Annotated in this window: 14 protein-coding genes; 12 read left to right on the top strand and 2 right to left on the bottom strand. The window is 38.6% G+C overall.

The window, feature by feature from the left end:
* Positions 1–9 precede the first annotated feature (9 nt).
* Positions 10–765: a hypothetical protein gene (locus tag U9R83_RS13865; protein WP_208733374.1), complete on the bottom strand. Its 756-nt coding sequence runs from the start codon at positions 763–765 to the stop codon at positions 10–12.
* A 333-nt stretch (positions 766–1,098) separates the two neighbouring features.
* Between U9R83_RS13865 and U9R83_RS13860 the strand changes: the two genes are divergently transcribed.
* From U9R83_RS13860 to abc-f, 6 genes are all read left to right on the top strand, one after another.
* Positions 1,099–2,130, top strand: coding sequence for a LacI family DNA-binding transcriptional regulator (locus tag U9R83_RS13860; protein ID WP_208733375.1), 1,032 nt, complete (start codon positions 1,099–1,101; stop codon positions 2,128–2,130).
* Between the two features lie 314 nt (positions 2,131–2,444).
* On the top strand, positions 2,445–3,704 hold the full coding sequence (locus tag U9R83_RS13855; RefSeq protein ID WP_014459691.1) for an ABC transporter substrate-binding protein: 1,260 nt from the start codon (positions 2,445–2,447) through the stop codon (positions 3,702–3,704).
* An 89-nt stretch (positions 3,705–3,793) separates the two neighbouring features.
* Positions 3,794–4,726 (top strand): carbohydrate ABC transporter permease, encoded by a 933-nt coding sequence (locus U9R83_RS13850; RefSeq protein WP_208733376.1) that lies wholly within the window; start codon positions 3,794–3,796, stop codon positions 4,724–4,726.
* Entirely contained in the window at positions 4,726–5,556 is an 831-nt protein-coding gene (locus U9R83_RS13845) for a carbohydrate ABC transporter permease (RefSeq protein ID WP_014459693.1), read from the top strand. The genes U9R83_RS13850 and U9R83_RS13845 overlap by 1 nt, the downstream gene beginning before the upstream one ends.
* A gap of 26 nt (positions 5,557–5,582) precedes the next feature.
* Positions 5,583–6,905, top strand: a complete 1,323-nt coding sequence (locus U9R83_RS13840; RefSeq protein WP_140451489.1) for an alpha-glucosidase/alpha-galactosidase — start codon at positions 5,583–5,585, stop codon at positions 6,903–6,905.
* A 372-nt stretch (positions 6,906–7,277) separates the two neighbouring features.
* The gene (gene abc-f / locus U9R83_RS13835) at positions 7,278–8,906 is read left to right on the top strand and encodes a ribosomal protection-like ABC-F family protein (protein WP_140451490.1); all 1,629 of its coding nucleotides are present in this window, start codon (positions 7,278–7,280) and stop codon (positions 8,904–8,906) included.
* 221 nt (positions 8,907–9,127) lie between these two features.
* On the opposite strand, the gene U9R83_RS13830 is transcribed toward abc-f, so the two are convergent.
* Entirely contained in the window at positions 9,128–11,260 is a 2,133-nt protein-coding gene (locus U9R83_RS13830; RefSeq protein WP_140451491.1) for a GDYXXLXY domain-containing protein, read from the bottom strand.
* Positions 11,261–11,596: 336 nt separating this feature from the next.
* Between U9R83_RS13830 and U9R83_RS13825 the strand changes: the two genes are divergently transcribed.
* The 6 genes from U9R83_RS13825 (at position 11,597) to U9R83_RS13800 (ending at position 16,101) form a co-directional block, all read left to right on the top strand.
* Positions 11,597–11,950 (top strand): YwqH-like family protein, encoded by a 354-nt coding sequence (locus U9R83_RS13825; protein WP_140451492.1) that lies wholly within the window; start codon positions 11,597–11,599, stop codon positions 11,948–11,950.
* A 6-nt stretch (positions 11,951–11,956) separates the two neighbouring features.
* On the top strand, positions 11,957–12,229 hold the full coding sequence (locus U9R83_RS13820; protein ID WP_016764504.1) for a DUF5344 family protein: 273 nt from the start codon (positions 11,957–11,959) through the stop codon (positions 12,227–12,229).
* Positions 12,230–12,429: 200 nt separating this feature from the next.
* On the top strand, positions 12,430–14,571 hold the full coding sequence (locus U9R83_RS13815; protein WP_243549439.1) for a T7SS effector LXG polymorphic toxin: 2,142 nt from the start codon (positions 12,430–12,432) through the stop codon (positions 14,569–14,571).
* Between the two features lie 3 nt (positions 14,572–14,574).
* Positions 14,575–14,997, top strand: a complete 423-nt coding sequence (locus U9R83_RS13810) for a hypothetical protein (RefSeq protein ID WP_014459700.1) — start codon at positions 14,575–14,577, stop codon at positions 14,995–14,997.
* Positions 14,998–15,563: 566 nt separating this feature from the next.
* On the top strand, positions 15,564–15,761 hold the full coding sequence (locus U9R83_RS13805) for a hypothetical protein (protein WP_014459702.1): 198 nt from the start codon (positions 15,564–15,566) through the stop codon (positions 15,759–15,761).
* 16 nt (positions 15,762–15,777) lie between these two features.
* The gene (locus tag U9R83_RS13800; protein ID WP_014459703.1) at positions 15,778–16,101 is read left to right on the top strand and encodes a hypothetical protein; all 324 of its coding nucleotides are present in this window, start codon (positions 15,778–15,780) and stop codon (positions 16,099–16,101) included.
* The last annotated feature ends 13 nt before the right edge of the window (positions 16,102–16,114 follow it).

The raw sequence follows: 16,114 nt of genomic DNA, 5'->3' as shown, positions 1-16,114 counted from the left end.
AGGTCGTTTTCAACTCCTTCTGTTTACAGCCCACCCCTCCACAATTTCCGTGAATTCATCTAGGTGTTCTTCAAATATCCGTTTTCGATGTCCATTTGCTCCGGATGGATGAGGAAAGCCAAATAAATACGTATGCCGAGAAAACGAAGGTTCACCCGAAAGCTTTCTTAAAACATTTTCAACGGCTTTTCCTAGTGGAACAATTAAACATGGATTCGTTATTTCGCTCAATTCATGCGTGAACACTTCAAAAGCATAGTGAGAAAGAAGCGCTGATCGTTCAATTGGCGGCTGATGGCCCGTATAGTTTTTTCCTTTATAAAACACGGGATATTTCAGTACAGAAGTTGTATGCAGTAAATCTCGCTGTGAAGCAAATAACTCAGCGGCACTGTCTATACCGATCGCTTTTTGAACGCCGCACCTGTCTAACATGTCTATTAAATTTACTCTCATCGTCCCGCTAAAGCTAGCGGCTTTTTTTGTTTCGTACAGTACTTGTTCAAGCGGATGATGATGGGACAGGCTGGAAACGCATTGTTTAAAAGCGGTTTTCATTTGAAACCAGCCTGGTGTGATGCCCGCAATGAAAATATGAGCGTCTGGATTTATGTAGTCGTTATGAGGTGAGTAATACATGCTTAATCCATTTTCTTGCCGAATTAAAAAATCTTTTTGCAACAGCTGTTCTTTCGTGAAATTCATATTATGCAATTGTTGAAGGGCAGGCAGACATTGTTGAAAATAAGAATGTTTGCTAATCATATGCGCTCTCTTTCCTTATCAGTATTTCTTCTTTTATTTTCCCCAACAAACCGTTTTATATCAAATATGAACAAATTCTTATAAAAATTAATATTTACTAAAAGTTTACTTAAGTTTTAGTGCGGTTTGATAAAAACAAGGCAGTGGTAGCGGCTTTTTTGTCACTTTAACGGCGAAACTAACAAAAGAAATGAAGAATTTTGGAGAATATTTTAATAAATTTACTGAAATTTTAAAATTATTTATTGAAAGCGTTTTATTAATGTGCTATTCTTCCAATATAAGAGATAAATATTTAGTAAAAATAGAAGATTATAATAGAGAGGTAAAAAGATGGCAACTTTAAAAGATATAGCGGCGTACGCTAATGTTTCCAGTTCAACCGTATCCAGAGTACTAAATAATGATCATACGCTTTCTGTATCTGAGGTTACCCGTGAGCGCATTCTTCATGCAGCCAAGGAGCTGCAATATACGCCTGTGAAGATACGAAAAGGAACGGCAAACGGAAAAGACATAGAAGCTCCAAGGATAGGCATTATTTTTGCTCAATCGCTTGAAGAAGAGTTAGTGGACCCTTTTTTCTCTTCTATTCGCCATGGAATAGAGAGTGAATGCGCAGAAAAAGAAATTTTTACAGTAAAGTCATTTAGACTAAAAGGCATGAAGCAAGAAGAGTTGCTGCAGGATCTTGATGGAGTAATTGTAGTGGGAAGAGTTAGTCCAGAAACGGTTCAAGAAGTGAGCAATCATTTAGATACTATTGTTTTTATCAATCACAAAGCGGATGAGGATTTGTACGATTCGGTCATGATTGATTTTGAGAAAGCTACTAAACATGCATTAAATCATTTATTTGACCTCGGTTATAAAAGAATTGGCTATATCGGAGGGACAGAAAGAGAACACTATATAAATGGAAGTTCTATTATTGAAGATCAGCGTCAAACAGTTTTTGAAAGCGTTATGCATGAAAAAGGCCTGCTTGATTCCGAGAAAGTTTATATAGGGGAGTACTCAATGACTGAAGGATATGAGCTGATGGGACAAGCGATTAAGCAAGGAAATCTTCCTGAGGCATTTTTTATCGCAAGTGATGCAATGGCGATAGGGTCGATGCGTGCCCTGCAGCAATCAAATATAAAGGTTCCTGAAGACGTAGCGATTGTAAGCTTTGATGATGTGGATGTCGCAGCATTTGCGAGCACGCCGCTCACCACGGTTAAAGTATATACCGAAGAAATGGGAAGGCAGGCTGTTAAAATGCTAGTAGATCGGCTAAGCGGCAGGTCTATTCCTTTAAAAGTCATGGTACCGACTAAATTAATTTACCGTGAAAGCTGCGGAGCTTTACTCAAGAAGTAGTAACCTAAAAGCTATAACTCGAAAGGGGGTGATAAAAAAGCAGAATTCATACATAAAGAGTGATAAGGGGGAAGGAAAATAGAAAAAATCATAAAAAAGGCAGGTTAAAAAGCCCTAGAAACTACATACTTATTGGCAGATAAGTATGTAAATGAAAAAGCTTTTTCATCTCTAGGACTCTTTGAACCTTTGTAAAAGTATAGGACTAAATTATAAGTGACTTTATTTCGTTGTGCAATGAATTTGTCTATGATTAAAATACTGAATATTCAGTTATTTATAACTTGATAGAGTATAAGGAGGAAAGAAGATAAATGAAAAAGCTTACGTATCTTTTCGTTCTATTACTAGTCTTTTCTGTTGTGGCAGCGGGCTGCGGAAATAAAGAAGCGTCAACAGGCGGAAATGGGAAAACAACGTTAACGCTTTTTTCTACGATGAGTAATAAAGGCGAGAGAAAAGCGCTTCAAAACGCGATTGCAGAATTTGAAAAGCAAAATCCAGATATTAAAATTGATGCAAATTTTCCGGGTAACGGCTATGAAGATATGCTTCGTGTGAAAATGGGTGCAAATGATATGCCGGATTTATTTGATACGCACGGCTGGTCTCAGCTTCGCTACGGGGAGTATGTAGCAGATTTAAAGGATATGGATTGGGTTCAGCATTTGGATCCAGCGCTAAATCAAATTTTAAAAGATAAAAGCGGCAAAGTGTATGCGTATCCTTTAAATCAAGCAAAAGACGGAATTAGCTATAATGCGACGTTATTAAAAAAGTACGGAATAAAGCCTCCTAACACAATGGATGAATTTATAACAGCGTTAGAAACAGTAAAGAAGAAAAGCAAAGGAGAAGTAGCTCCTTTATGGATTCCAGGAGGAGAAAATGGCAATATTGCTCAAGTGTTTGATCAGCTGGCTACACCTCAGCTTATTACAGCAAAAAATAAGAACTATGCTAAGCAGTTAGAAAAAGGAACATTTAATTGGTCAAACTACACGCCTCTAGCGGAAACAATGGCAGAAATGAAGAAAAAAGGGCTGCTGAATGAAGATGTATTAACCGCAAAAGTATCTCAAGCAACGGAATTAATGGCTCAAAATAAAATTGCTTTTACATTTGTGGGGGGATCTCTTGGGCCTGATGCAACTGAATTAAACCCTGAAGTAAAAGTAGGAACGGTACCGGTGCCTGCTATTCATAAAGGGGGCACGCAAAGCTGGATTGGCGGAGAGCGCTTTACCCTTGCTGCGTGGAAGGATTCTAAGCACCTTAAAGAAGCGAAAAAATTTATTGAATTTGTGTCACAGCCGGAAGTTGCCAAAAAGATTGCCGAAGGAACGTCTTCAGCATCGGCTCTGACAAACAATAAAACCCAAAACTACTACTCTGAATACTACGATAAGTATAGCGATATTAAAGTTGAGCCATACTTCGACCGGAAGTATTTACCGAGCGGCATGTGGGCGGTGATGTCTTCTACAGGTCAAGAATTGCTAGCGGGAAGTTTAACGCCAAAGCAATTATCAAAAGAGATGGAAAAAGAGTACAAGCGTCTGAGTAAACAATAAAATAGTGTGCAAAAGTTCCTTGTTCGCTAAGAAGCAGGGAGATAGGCTTCTGCTTCTTTTCAACACAAGCTGAAATAGGAGTGAACACGATGAATGAAATAGTCAGGAAAGAGCCGGTTTCTGTAGTAAGAGATACGGAAAAACGAAAGAAAAAATTAAAAACAGAGTCTTCTTTATGGTGGATGTACCTTCCCGGCTTAGTAATTATCACCGTTTTTATTATCTATCCTTTTATTAACGGAATTAGACTTTCCTTTACTAATTGGAATGGATTTTCACAAACATACGATTGGATTGGGCTCCAGCAGTATAAACGTTTGCTTGCAGATCCAACGACTTGGCTTGTGATAAAAAATACGCTGCTCTACGGAATAGGCAGTACAATTTTCCAAAACATTATTGGCTTGTTATATGCTTTGCTTCTCAATCAAAGCATTAAAATGAAAGCTGTAACAAGAACAATTGTCTACCTTCCGGTTATTATCAGCCCAATTATTATGGGGTATATTTGGTACTTCTTTTTTGCCTACCAAGGAGGCGCTTTAAATGACCTTCTTGTATTTTTAGGCTTTGAGAAGATTAATGCTTTGGGGACCCCGGAGCTTAACTCTTGGATTATTGTGTTCGTCAATACGTATCAATTCGTTGGAATTGCGATGATTATTTATTTAGCGGGGCTGCAAAGTATTTCAAAAGATTACTACGAGGCAGCGCAGCTTGACGGAGCATCTGCTCTTCAGCAGTTTAAAAACATCACGCTTCCACTGCTTATGCCTTCGATTACAATTAACGTCGTTTTAAATATTATCGGGGGTTTAAAGCTGTTTGACGTAATCGTTGCGCTGACAGGAGGAGGACCTGGAGATGCATCGCAGTCGATGTCTACTTTCATGTATGATTTATATTTTAGAAGACAAGACGCCGGCTATGCTGCAACTCAAGGTGTGTGCATGGCGGTCATTATCTTAGTCATTAGCTTATCAGCACTTGTGTACTTTAAGCGAAAGGAGACAGAAGCGTGATGGACTATACAAATAAACGGAAAAAACGATTTTTTACCTTTCTAGCGCTTTGTATAACGCTCGTTCATATTGTCCCTTTTTATATTCTAGTTACGACTTCTTTAAAGGCAACCGGGGATTTTAGTTCAAAATGGGTATTTCCAAAAAGCATACACCTTGAAAATTTCACAGCGGCTTGGGAGCAAGCGAACTTAGGAAATTCTTTTGTTAATACATTTATCATTACATTCGTTTCGGCGATCCTGCTTATTTTTTTAGGATCAATGGCCGCGTATCCTTTAGCGCGCCGCCAAACGAAACTAAATAAGTACGTCTATTTTATCTTTATCGCCGTGATGGTAATACCGCCTTTAACAGCGTTAGTTCCGCTGTACAAAATGGTTGTGAATATGGGGATGATGAACACGTACCAAATTGCTATTTTAAATAATGTCGCAGCATTTTTGCCGCTAACGATCTTTTTGTATGCAGGCTTCATTCGCTCCACTATTTCTAAAGAGCTGGAGGAAGCAGCAAGAATTGATGGGGCCGGTACGTTAACGATTTTCTTTAAAATCGTATTTCCACTGCTAAAGCCTGTTACTGCATCCATTTTAATTATTGCAAGCGTCTATATTTGGAACGACTATCAGTTTGCAATTTTCTTCCTTCAAGATAAGGAAATGCATACATTAACCGTTACGTTAGCAAGCTTTTTTGCCGAAAATCAAAATAATCTTAGCTTAGTAGGAGCAGCTGCGATTATTGCGATGCTTCCAATGACCATTTTATTTTTAGTGCTACAAAAATACTTTATTGCAGGGCTTTCATCAGGATCTGTAAAAGGATAAAACCAATACGAGGAAGGAAGATGACAATGTCTAAAATCACATTTATCGGAGCGGGAAGTACAGTTTTTGCAAAAAATATTTTAGGAGACTGCATGTTTGTGCCTGCTTTAGCTGGCTTTGAATTTGCGCTATACGATATAGATGCTGAGCGTTTAAGAGATTCGGAAAATATGCTAAACAATCTAAAAGAAAACTACAAAGTGAATATTACGGTTAAAGCCTATTTGAACCGCAGAGAAGCTTTAACAGGAGCAAAGTATGTGATTAACGCCATTCAAGTAGGCGGTTACAAACCAAGCACCGTCATTGATTTTGAAATTCCTAAAAAATACGGCTTGCGTCAGACGATTGGAGATACAGTAGGAATTGGAGGAATCTTCAGATCACTGCGCACGATTCCGGTCCTGTTTGATTTTGCAAAAGATATTGAAGAAGTATGTCCAGATGCGCTGTTTTTAAATTACACCAATCCAATGGCAACACTAACGGGTGCAATGCTGCGCTATACAAATGTAAAGACGGTAGGCCTTTGTCACAGTGTTCAAGTATGTACAAAAGATTTATTTGATTCTCTCGGAATGGAGCATGAAGGAATACAAGAGAAAATTGCAGGCATTAACCATATGGCATGGCTGCTAGAAGTAAAAAGAGATGGACAAGATTTATATCCAGAAATTAAGCGTCTAGCAAAAGAAAAACAAAGAACAAAGCATCACGATATGGTGCGTTTTGAGCTAATGGATAAGTTCGGTTATTATATTACCGAATCGTCTGAGCATAACGCAGAGTATCACCCATACTTTATTAAACATAAATATCCAAATCTTGTTGATCAGTTTAACATCCCTCTTGATGAATATCCGCGCCGATGCGAGGAGCAAATTAGCAATTGGGAATCAATGAGAGAAGAAATGGTTAATAACAGTCAGTTAACTCATACGCGTTCAAATGAGTACGGCTCTAGAATCATTGAAGCAATGGAGACAAACGTGCCGTTTAAATTTGCCGGTAACGTATTAAATACCGGGGGCTTAATTAGTAACCTCCCGACAAAAGCGTGTGTAGAAGTTCCATGTGTTGTAGACCGAAGCGGTATTATGCCGACTTATGTAGGAGACTTACCAGAGCAGCTTGCGGCGTTAAATCGCACGAATATTAATACGCAATTATTAACTATTGAAGCAGCTGTTACTAGAAAAAGAGAGCACATCTATCAAGCAGCGATGCTAGATCCTCATACAAATGCGGAATTATCCATGGATGACATCATTCGTATGTGCGATGATTTAATTGAAGCCCACGGCGAGTGGCTGCCTGACTTTACAGGGAAAGTGAACCAATACGTGTAAGAAAAGAATCCTCGGCTGAGATCAGCTGAGGATCTTTTGTACTTAGGAAAAGAAGGGAATATCATCCAAATGGATATTGACATTTAAAAATGTTCATCATACACTGTAAGAAGCAAGTCATTTTATACTAAGAAAGGAAAGGTACCGTAGACAATGGATAAGTAATCCTATTTTTTTTAGACATTCTTTTAAAACTTTATTTTAAATGAACATTTGTCTAGATAGGATTAGTCTGTACATTTTTAGGTGCCATTTCTATATGTCTTATATGAAGTGATTTCTCCCTTTTTTTACTCTATAAAAAGGGTGCATATTTGCGTATGCCTAATTATGACCTCTAATCCTCTCTAGAAATCCTAGGGAGGTTTTTTTATGTTATTGTTAGAAGCTATAAATATTGAAAAAAGCTATGGAGACCGCCTGCTGTTTCAAGCAGAGAAACTTCAAGTACATCGCGGAGAGCGAATTGGAATTGTTGGGAAAAACGGAGAAGGCAAATCGACGTTGCTTCATATTTTAATGAAAAAAATGAGTCCAGATCAAGGGATTGTGCAAACATATGGCCGTTCCTCACTGATTCCACAGCTTGATATTCAACCTACAGGAGACGTTTCTCCTGAGATGAAAAGTCAGTGGAGTGTGCCAACTGAAGCGGACTTTCTTAGCGGAGGAGAAGAAACAAGAAAGAAAATTGCTGCTGCTCTTTCATCCGGCGCGGAACTGCTTGCAGCCGACGAGCCAACGAGCCACTTAGATGTAAAAGGCGTAGAGAAGTTTGAAGAAGAAATGAAGTCTTTTACAGGCAGTCTGCTGCTGATTTCACATGACCGAGAATTATTAAACCGCCTTTGTACGTCTATTTGGGAAGTAGAAGGCGGCAAAATTCACTGTTATGAAGGCAATTATCAAGAATATGTGACGCAAAAAAAACACGCAGTTGAAAGACAGCAGTTTGAATATGAACAGTATGTAAAAGAAAAGCAGCGGCTTGAACTGGCGTCTGAAGAAAAAAGCCAAAAATCAAAGTCGCTTAAAAAAGCGCCGAGCCGCATGGGCAACTCTGAAGCGAGACTTCATAAGCGAGCGGTCGGAAAACAAAAAGCGAAGCTAGACAGAAGCGCAAAAGCGATTGAAACAAGAATTGAAAAGCTGGAGAAAAAAGAAAAGCCAAAAGAAATGGAAGAAATTCATTTTGACCTATCGCAGTTTCACCAAGTGCACAGCAAGCAGGTACTAAGTTTTGACAAAGTCTCAGCATCAGCTGGTAATCATATCTTGTTTCAAAACCTAAAAGGCGGTGTGAAGCCAGGAGCGAAAGTAGCAATTGTCGGCAAAAACGGCGCCGGAAAATCTACGCTGCTGAATATGATTGAGCAGCGAACAGAAGGAATCACGGTTGCGAAGCCTGTAAAACTCGGCTTTTTCCATCAGCGCCTTGAAAATCTAGATCCCGCTAAAAGCATTTTAGAAAACATTAAAGAAGACAGTCCGTACACCGAGCAGTTTATTCGTACGGTGCTATCGCGCTTACTTTTTAAACGTGAAGACGTGTATAAAAAAGTAGAGATGCTAAGCGGAGGAGAACGAGTCAAAACGGCATTAGCAAAAGTCTTTTTAGGAAACTATAACGTTCTTCTTTTAGATGAACCGACCAACTATCTTGATCTTTATACAAAAGAAGCGCTTCAAGAAGTGTTAAAAGCTTATCCAGGGACGATTTTATTTGTGACGCACGACCGCTATTTTGTTAAAAAGCTTGCGACGCATGTTTTGACGTTAAAACAGTCCAAAGCGGAGCTTGCGGCGATTGAAGATACGGGTAAAAGCAAAAAAGCGTCACAGCAGCAAAATGAAGCCGAGAAACTTGCGCTTCAACTAGAATTAACAAAAGTGATTAGCGAGCTTTCTATCACGCCAGAAGGAAAAGACAAACAGCGTCTTGAAAAAAGATACGAAGAGCTTTTAGAAGAAAGAAAACGATTAAATAGAAAGGAAGGGTAATATCACTTCACCTAACAATGAATACAATGATGTTACTGAACATCAAAAGCGTATTGAAGGAAAATTAACGGATATGAATGTAAAAGGAACGCCCAAAAGAATAAAATGGATTGGCTATGGAATCATTATTTTCTTTGTGATTCTTATTCTAACGATGACCATCGGCGTATTTATCAATTAAAACAAAAAGCAGCCGCTTCAATGTTGAAGCGGCTGCTTTTTTATTTTCCTACTTTTGTAACGATCGCATCTCCATTTTTTCCAACTCGTACAGTAGCAAAACGAGCTTCGCTTTCCACTTTGCTGCCGGTTCCTTCTGGAATAAAGTAATGCTCAATTCCGTACTGAATTCCCCAGTCGTGATAGCTGCCCGTAATGACAACGTCTTTTTCTTTAGAAGTATACGGCTTATTCCAGTCATCATCCGCTTGGTAGATTTTTGCGTATTCATACACGCCTTGTTTGTCAGGGCGAAGAACGAGCTTCACTTTTTCACCGTCTTTTACATGAGGTAAGGTAACGTGCGCAATGTCGTAATTCAGCTCAACGTAATCGCCTTGCAGCAGCGAGCGCGGATCGATCGGCTGTAAAGCGAGCTTAATTTCTTTTCCGTTTTGAAGAAGCACTTCGTTTTTAGTGAAAATGCCGCCCAGCATAATAAGCTGAACAAGAATGATGATCCATACAGCGGTTCGGCTGCGATCAAGAAACGACGGCTGCGGCTGATCAGGCGTTGACAGGTCCCATTTCCTGCTTAGGAAAAGAAAGATAAGACCTAAAATAACGAGCACAAGTGATTTATTAAATAAATCCCACACAAAGTCGTAATATTTCATCGCTAAAAAAACAAACCAGAAGATCATGCCGACAATAAAATCATATTTTGGCTCTTTTCGTACCGTCACAAATAAAAAGACGGTCGAAATTACAAAAAACACCGTACAGTAAATAATATTTAAAAAAGAAGGTTCGCTTAATTCAGTCAGCGACAGTAAAAAGATAAAAGCAAGAAGCAGCGCCGCTTTTTTAAACGCGTGGTGTACGTTTATCGCGTACACAGCGGCATTTAATAGAAACAAAGCGAGCAGCACATAATCTATTTTGATAGTGTCATAGTAAGCAGTCGGAACCTTTATTAACAGAAGCCCTTGCACTAGCACAAAAAGCAACAGGCGAACGGGCGTATGCTTTGTGAATACTAAAAGCGCTACAAGTGCGATGACGTAGATAAAAAACAGAATGTCGTTCACAAAAAAAGAAGCGCCGCCGCTAATTAATACGCCCATCATTAAAAGCGTATATTTCACGGTTGGAATATCAGCTTTAATTAAATAACATGCCACAATCAGTAAAACGCCAATCACAAGCATTCCATTTGTTGGGTACGTTCCTGTAATAAGTGTGACAAGTCCTCCTAAAGAGCTGCTGCCGATGACCGATGCAATGGCCGTAATCCCAATCACCGCTATTCGTTTGATTACGCGGAGCGAGGTTTTTTGTGCTGCCGTGTTAGCAGTGAGCCATTTGACAAACCATACGCTTGCACCAATAAATAAAATCACAAATCCTAAAGCTAAGAACAGTGACCATTCAGCGTAGTGTTTAAAAATAAAAGAGAAAAACTGTTCAATAACAAATAAAGCAAATGCTACGATGGAAATCCCTAAAAACGACCTTTGCGGCTTCACTTTTGAAAAATAAAAAAAGGAGCTTAGTAAAAACAGCAAATAAAAAATAATAAGACCAATCCGTAAGCTAGAGCTCCCTGTGAAATCCGGCAGGGAAACAGTTAAAAAAATGTAGTGAAACAAACAAAACGCTGCATACATGATCACAGGAGACGAGCGCCGTTTCTTTTTTATGATCCAAAAAATAATCAAGTTCACAAACGCCATTCCTGCGTAAAGTAAAAGCGTCTCGTGTTCGCCTCGCTGTGAAACTGCGCCAGTTGGTGAAATGAAAAAAGCCATGGTGAATTGAAATAAAACAAACGATAACACGTAAAACGGCTGATACTTTGTAAAAAAGCTAAACAAAATAACCGGCACAAGCCAAATTAAAAACAGCCAGTACGATTCAGCGTGCGTGTTGTAAATTTGAGAAAGAAGCGCGATGCTTAATCCAAATGAAAGAGCGCCGGCCAAAAGCGTCCAGTGACTTAAAAACGCCTGCTGAGGAAGCAGCTTTCGCACTGCAAATGCACTTCCGTAAAACAGCAGCATCAGCCCCACGCTCAGCGCAATTTTAGTGTAGCGGTCAAAGCCTTGCCAGTTCGATGCAAAGAAATATAAAATGCCGGACAAAACAAGAGCCAACCCCAGTAAATAACCGAGTCTTACGAGCTTTTCTCTCATACTCAACCTCCTCTTTATATTATGTATATACTAGCGCATGTTTAAATATTTGAAAATAGAAAGAATGAATGCGTTTTAACAAAAAAATTGTGTAAAAAGGCCTTTTAGTGGCGTGGAAATAACACATGAAGTAGTCCGAAAATCTTGATAAATTGTCAATGGTAAGATAGTTTTGGTTATTTTATCCTGAAGAGTGGGTATTGAACTAAAAACCTACATTATTCCCAAAAAATATAAGAAAACGTGCCGATGTGCTCTCTTTCTTTATTTGATAAGCTATAAAAGGGAATTACTGTTAGAAGAACCAAGAGATAGATATAAAGGAAGTGTCATCATATGAATGAGATGTTTGTTGCTCATCTTTACACCCAAGTGAAGCAGGCACATGAAGATATCCATCAGCTTACCGCTAGTAAAAACACGTTAACGGAAGTCAAAGGCGAGCTTGAACGTGCAAAGGAAAAGGTAAAAGAACCAGAGCTCACTTCCGCCACTTGGTCAGGTAGCCTTGCTGTTGGGTTTGAAGACATCCGTACGGCTATGTTAGACGAATACGATGATTTGCTGACCCGTCAGCTGACGGATGCCCTTACGACAATTGATGCAAAAATTACGGCGCTTCAATCGGATATACAAGGGATGGAACGCGCCATTAAAATGCAAGAAGACGAAGCAAAAGATAAGGTGTGATGCAATATGGCAGACGAAATTAAAGTAATAGATGGTGAAATTAATAGAACGCTTAGTGACCTAAGCGCTGCTGCGCAGCAGTTTCAGCCGCTTTTTCCGTTTCACGTAGGAAGCGGACAAGAACTAGCGGTGCTTGATGAATTAAACCAGCTGAACCAGCAGCTGCAAACCTTAATTGTGGACTACAAGCAAACGCTCCTCGATGATTTAAACGCCACCAAAAAATCCGTGCAGTCCATAAAAGAAGCAGATGAAAAAGCTGCAAACGCCGCTAAATAATGTTCATATTTTATATAAAGCTATCAAAAACAACCTTTCAACCAGCATAGATTTGGCATTCAAATAAAAAGGTTTTACCTAGCGGATGATGCAAGCCTTATAAAGAGGAGCGTCCGCTTAGGTTTAGAAAAATGACGGGCGCTTGTTCGTTAACCGTTTGTTGTTTTTCTACATCGATACAGCTAGGAGGTTACAGGTTATTGAAAACACTTGATGTCGATGCTTTTCACGAAAATATTCAAGCTATCTTAGACTCTATTAAAAGTCAAAAAGAACAAATTCAGGGCCTGATTTCACAGGTTCAGGCATTTTCAAGCTTAGATGATGCGTTTAAAGGAAAAGGAGGAGAAGCGATTCGGTCTTTTTACGAAACGGGACATGCTTCTTTTTTAACGCTGTATCATTCATTACTCACTTCCTATGAAGCTCGATTAACTCAAATCACACATGCGCTGCGCTCATTTGAACCGAGCGAAGACGGCTACATTACGCAGCCCTTTCTGCAAGACACTATTCCCGCGCATTTAAATCAAACAAGAAATACAACTGTCTCGCTTGTCGATCAAGCGAATGCAGCGATTCAAAAAGTCAGTCACCTTGCTTCTGTTTCAGTGCTTAACGACCAAGGTTTTTTAACAGAAGTAGAACAAGCAAAAAACAAAGCGGACAAAACGATGAACGATTTAGTCCGTTTTGACGAACAGCAAACGCAAAGCCTTTCAGCCATTCAAGATCAGCTGACGTCTTTAAACTCGCTGCTTTCTAAAGTGAAAGCTGGGTTTCAAAATGGTTCCATTCAGCCGGGCAATGTAAGTGAGCTGAGCGCGTTAGCGAAAAAAGCGATGACCGATTCAGGAGGCGTCTCGGTTTTTGAAGAAGGTATTCCAACAACCTTGACAAGAAAAGAAAAACAAGAGAAAGTGATAAAGGAAGTAGGCCTTAAAAAACTGATTCAGCTTCAGGCGATGACGCCTGCTGAACAGTTAAAAGAAATTCACAAGCTTGAAAAAAACTCGCCTTACATAAGAGAAGTGCTAACGCAAATTCAGCAGGATACAGCACCTGCTAACATGAAAAAACTAGCGGAACTGTCACCTGCAGAGCAAGCAGTGGAACTAGAAAAAAGTCCATACCTGCAGGCGCTCAACGATTCTTCAACTGTGGGCATGCTAACGTCTCAACAGATTCTTCAAAACGCTACGAGCGTTGAGGGAATGCTTATGCAGTCGGTGGTGCGTCAGGGGCAGATTAGGAGTGTTGGGACTAAAAAAGAAACTACAAGTCCTAAAAAGCTGACTATTCAACAAAAAGAAAAGCAAGTTATTAAAACAGTTGGACTAAAACAGCTAAAAGAGCTGGAAATGATGCATCCACTGGATCAAAAAAAGAAGCTCGAACAGCTTGAAAAAAAAGCTCCCCATGTTAAAGAAGTTTTTAAACATATTCAAAAGGAAAACAGTCCAAAGGTTCAGCGCGATCTTGCGGCACTGTCTCATTCTAAAGCAAAATTAGAAAAAGAGTTGAAAAAGTATCCGTATCTATATGAGAATTACAAAAAGCCTGAAATCGCAAGAAGTGTATATGAGGAGGAAGCCAAAAAGCAACAACAGGATGGTCTAGCAGCTGTTTCTTTTGTAGCGGATATGGTCCCTGTAGTTTCCAATGTAAAAGGTGGATGGGAAGCAAGTGTAGGATACGATCCTATTACTGGGAATGAACTATCTAGTTTTGACCGTTCTGTTTCTGGAGCAGGAATTGTTTTTGGCGGCTTTGCGAGAGTGCCAGGGAAAGTGGTGAAATACGGAAGCGAAGGAGCAGAATACGTACTTCGTGTAAACAAAGCAGAAAAGACCGTAACCAAGCATAAGGTTAAAGATGTTTCCAAGGGCGAGTCGAAAGCTGTGGAGAAAGTGGAAAAGCCTGGTGGTAAGGCGGATGTTGAAGGGGTTCGTGATCAGGCGGCTGTTTCTAAGGGTACGGGTAATATCGGGAATCAGACAAGAGATCAGGCCAGACATATTGCTCAAAATCAACTAAAAAATGGAGAAGTTAGTATGTCTAATTTGGAATCAATGATTCCTTCGAATATTCCAAATTCATTTAAACCAACCGATACTATTACTGATGGAGCAAAATATGAATTTACTCTTGCCGATGGACAAAAGGCTATTATTCGATGGCATTCTCCAGACCCTATAGCGGCAAGCAAATATCCAGGATCAGCATCAGGTTCAAGATGGACTGCACAGATAAAAATCGGAAATAAACAGCTAAAATCGGACGGAACATGGACAAAAAATCAATCTTTAAATGAGGTTCATATTCCAATAGAAGGGAAATAAAATATGGATATAAATGAAATTGAGAATCTACCTGATAGAATACCAACTGGAACACTAATATCAATGTTTCAAAATGCATTAGATCAATTTAGAAATAATAAAATTGAAAAAGATGATTTTTTATTAATCCTTAGTCAACTAACAGACAGGCAAGTTATGACATACGAGTTATTAAGAAGTGATATACGAAATGATATTGATAGAACTCTCTCTAGATTATGGAATACAGATTCCTATGATGAAGTAGATATTATTCTTTCTATTGTAGTAAATCTCGGTCTAGAAATTTGCTTTAATAAAATAAAAGAATCACTGGAACAGTGTAAGGATATAGATAAATCGATCCTAAATGAAATACAGGAAACAATAGATGAAGTAGGCGAGAATATCTCTAATCCGTATTATAGTTTGGAAGAATTTAAATAATCTGTCACTAGTGTGAAATACCGTAAACTAAACTTACAATGGTTAAAATGGATCTTTAATTACTACCTTCTCTAGATCAAAGATATCAAGACTTAAACTTAAAGAGAAGTATACAAATCGCTGAGGAGTACATGGATTAAATTTGAGGTACAAATAATGATATTTTGTATCAAGAGAGATTAATCCTGGTTTTCAAGCAAAAACCTTGATTGGCTAAATGCCTTTCAAGGTTTCTTTTTATTATATATGGCATGATGAAGCAAAAAACAGCTTATTACCCGTAACCTGTAGTACAAGAGAAAGAAGTAGTTTGGTAAGGGTAAGGCTAATTTTTTTATTTGTAGATTTTAAGATTACAACATCAACATAGGGTACGGGTAATAATAGTCAGCCGGTCAGCGGAACTAAAACAGATTTTGGAGCAGAGAATCCAGTATCTGGACAAGATTGGAATAATTATTTCAAAAATAAATATGGGAATGAAAATGTTCAATGGAAACCTGCATCATTTGATGACATCATTGCGAATCCTGAAAGATTGTATGGAAACTCTATTGGAATGAGGTATGTACGGAAGGGGTGGATACGGTTGGAAATTCACTAATCCGGATGGAAGTGTGTTCTATCATGGCGGTGGAGGAGTGCATAAGGGTTCATACTATGGATTTTCAAATGGAAAAACAAAAAAAGTGAAGGTATATAAAAAAGAGGATGGTTACGTTCCTACTATTGATGATAAAGGTACTACAATACAAATTGATTAAAGAAGGGGAGTAAATTGTGATATCAATTGGAGAATCATTTAAACTATTTTTAGAGACATTAAAGCATTCTAATTCTAATGTTTTAACATTGTCAGATGATTTAATGGAGTATTATCTTCTTGAAGAGTTTGCAATAGAAGCACCCGCCTATTTAAGTGAATTTACCCTTGATAGATTAGCTAGTGAAGGAATTATAGATGAAGAAATTTTTGAAAAAAGTAAAAAATTAAAAGATGTGTATTTTTCAATGAATCAAATGAAAGTATGGGATAGTTCCTCTATAAAAAAAGCTCAGAGTGGAAAGAAATTTTTTCTCTTTCCGATCAAATCTGTGAGTTAATTAATAAAAAATG

Source organism: Priestia sp. LL-8 (genome assembly GCF_036227845.1).
GTDB lineage: Bacteria > Bacillota > Bacilli > Bacillales > Bacillaceae_H > Priestia > Priestia zanthoxyli.
This window is presented reverse-complemented; position numbering and strand designations above follow the sequence as displayed.

Excerpts from the sequence above, each read along its gene's own strand:
- U9R83_RS13845 (WP_014459693.1), top strand. The coding sequence starts at position 4,726 with ATGGACTATACAAATAAACGGAAAAAACGATTTTTTACCTTTCTAGCG.
- U9R83_RS13840 (WP_140451489.1), top strand. The coding sequence starts at position 5,583 with ATGTCTAAAATCACATTTATCGGAGCGGGAAGTACAGTTTTTGCAAAA.
- U9R83_RS13830 (WP_140451491.1), bottom strand. The coding sequence starts at position 11,260 with ATGAGAGAAAAGCTCGTAAGACTCGGTTATTTACTGGGGTTGGCTCTT.
- U9R83_RS13820 (WP_016764504.1), top strand. The coding sequence starts at position 11,957 with ATGGCAGACGAAATTAAAGTAATAGATGGTGAAATTAATAGAACGCTT.
- abc-f (WP_140451490.1), top strand. The coding sequence starts at position 7,278 with ATGTTATTGTTAGAAGCTATAAATATTGAAAAAAGCTATGGAGACCGC.
- U9R83_RS13810 (WP_014459700.1), top strand. The coding sequence starts at position 14,575 with ATGGATATAAATGAAATTGAGAATCTACCTGATAGAATACCAACTGGA.
- U9R83_RS13855 (WP_014459691.1), top strand. The coding sequence starts at position 2,445 with ATGAAAAAGCTTACGTATCTTTTCGTTCTATTACTAGTCTTTTCTGTT.
- U9R83_RS13825 (WP_140451492.1), top strand. The coding sequence starts at position 11,597 with ATGAATGAGATGTTTGTTGCTCATCTTTACACCCAAGTGAAGCAGGCA.
- U9R83_RS13850 (WP_208733376.1), top strand. The coding sequence starts at position 3,794 with ATGAATGAAATAGTCAGGAAAGAGCCGGTTTCTGTAGTAAGAGATACG.
- U9R83_RS13865 (WP_208733374.1), bottom strand. The coding sequence starts at position 765 with ATGATTAGCAAACATTCTTATTTTCAACAATGTCTGCCTGCCCTTCAA.
- U9R83_RS13860 (WP_208733375.1), top strand. The coding sequence starts at position 1,099 with ATGGCAACTTTAAAAGATATAGCGGCGTACGCTAATGTTTCCAGTTCA.
- U9R83_RS13805 (WP_014459702.1), top strand. The coding sequence starts at position 15,564 with ATGTACGGAAGGGGTGGATACGGTTGGAAATTCACTAATCCGGATGGA.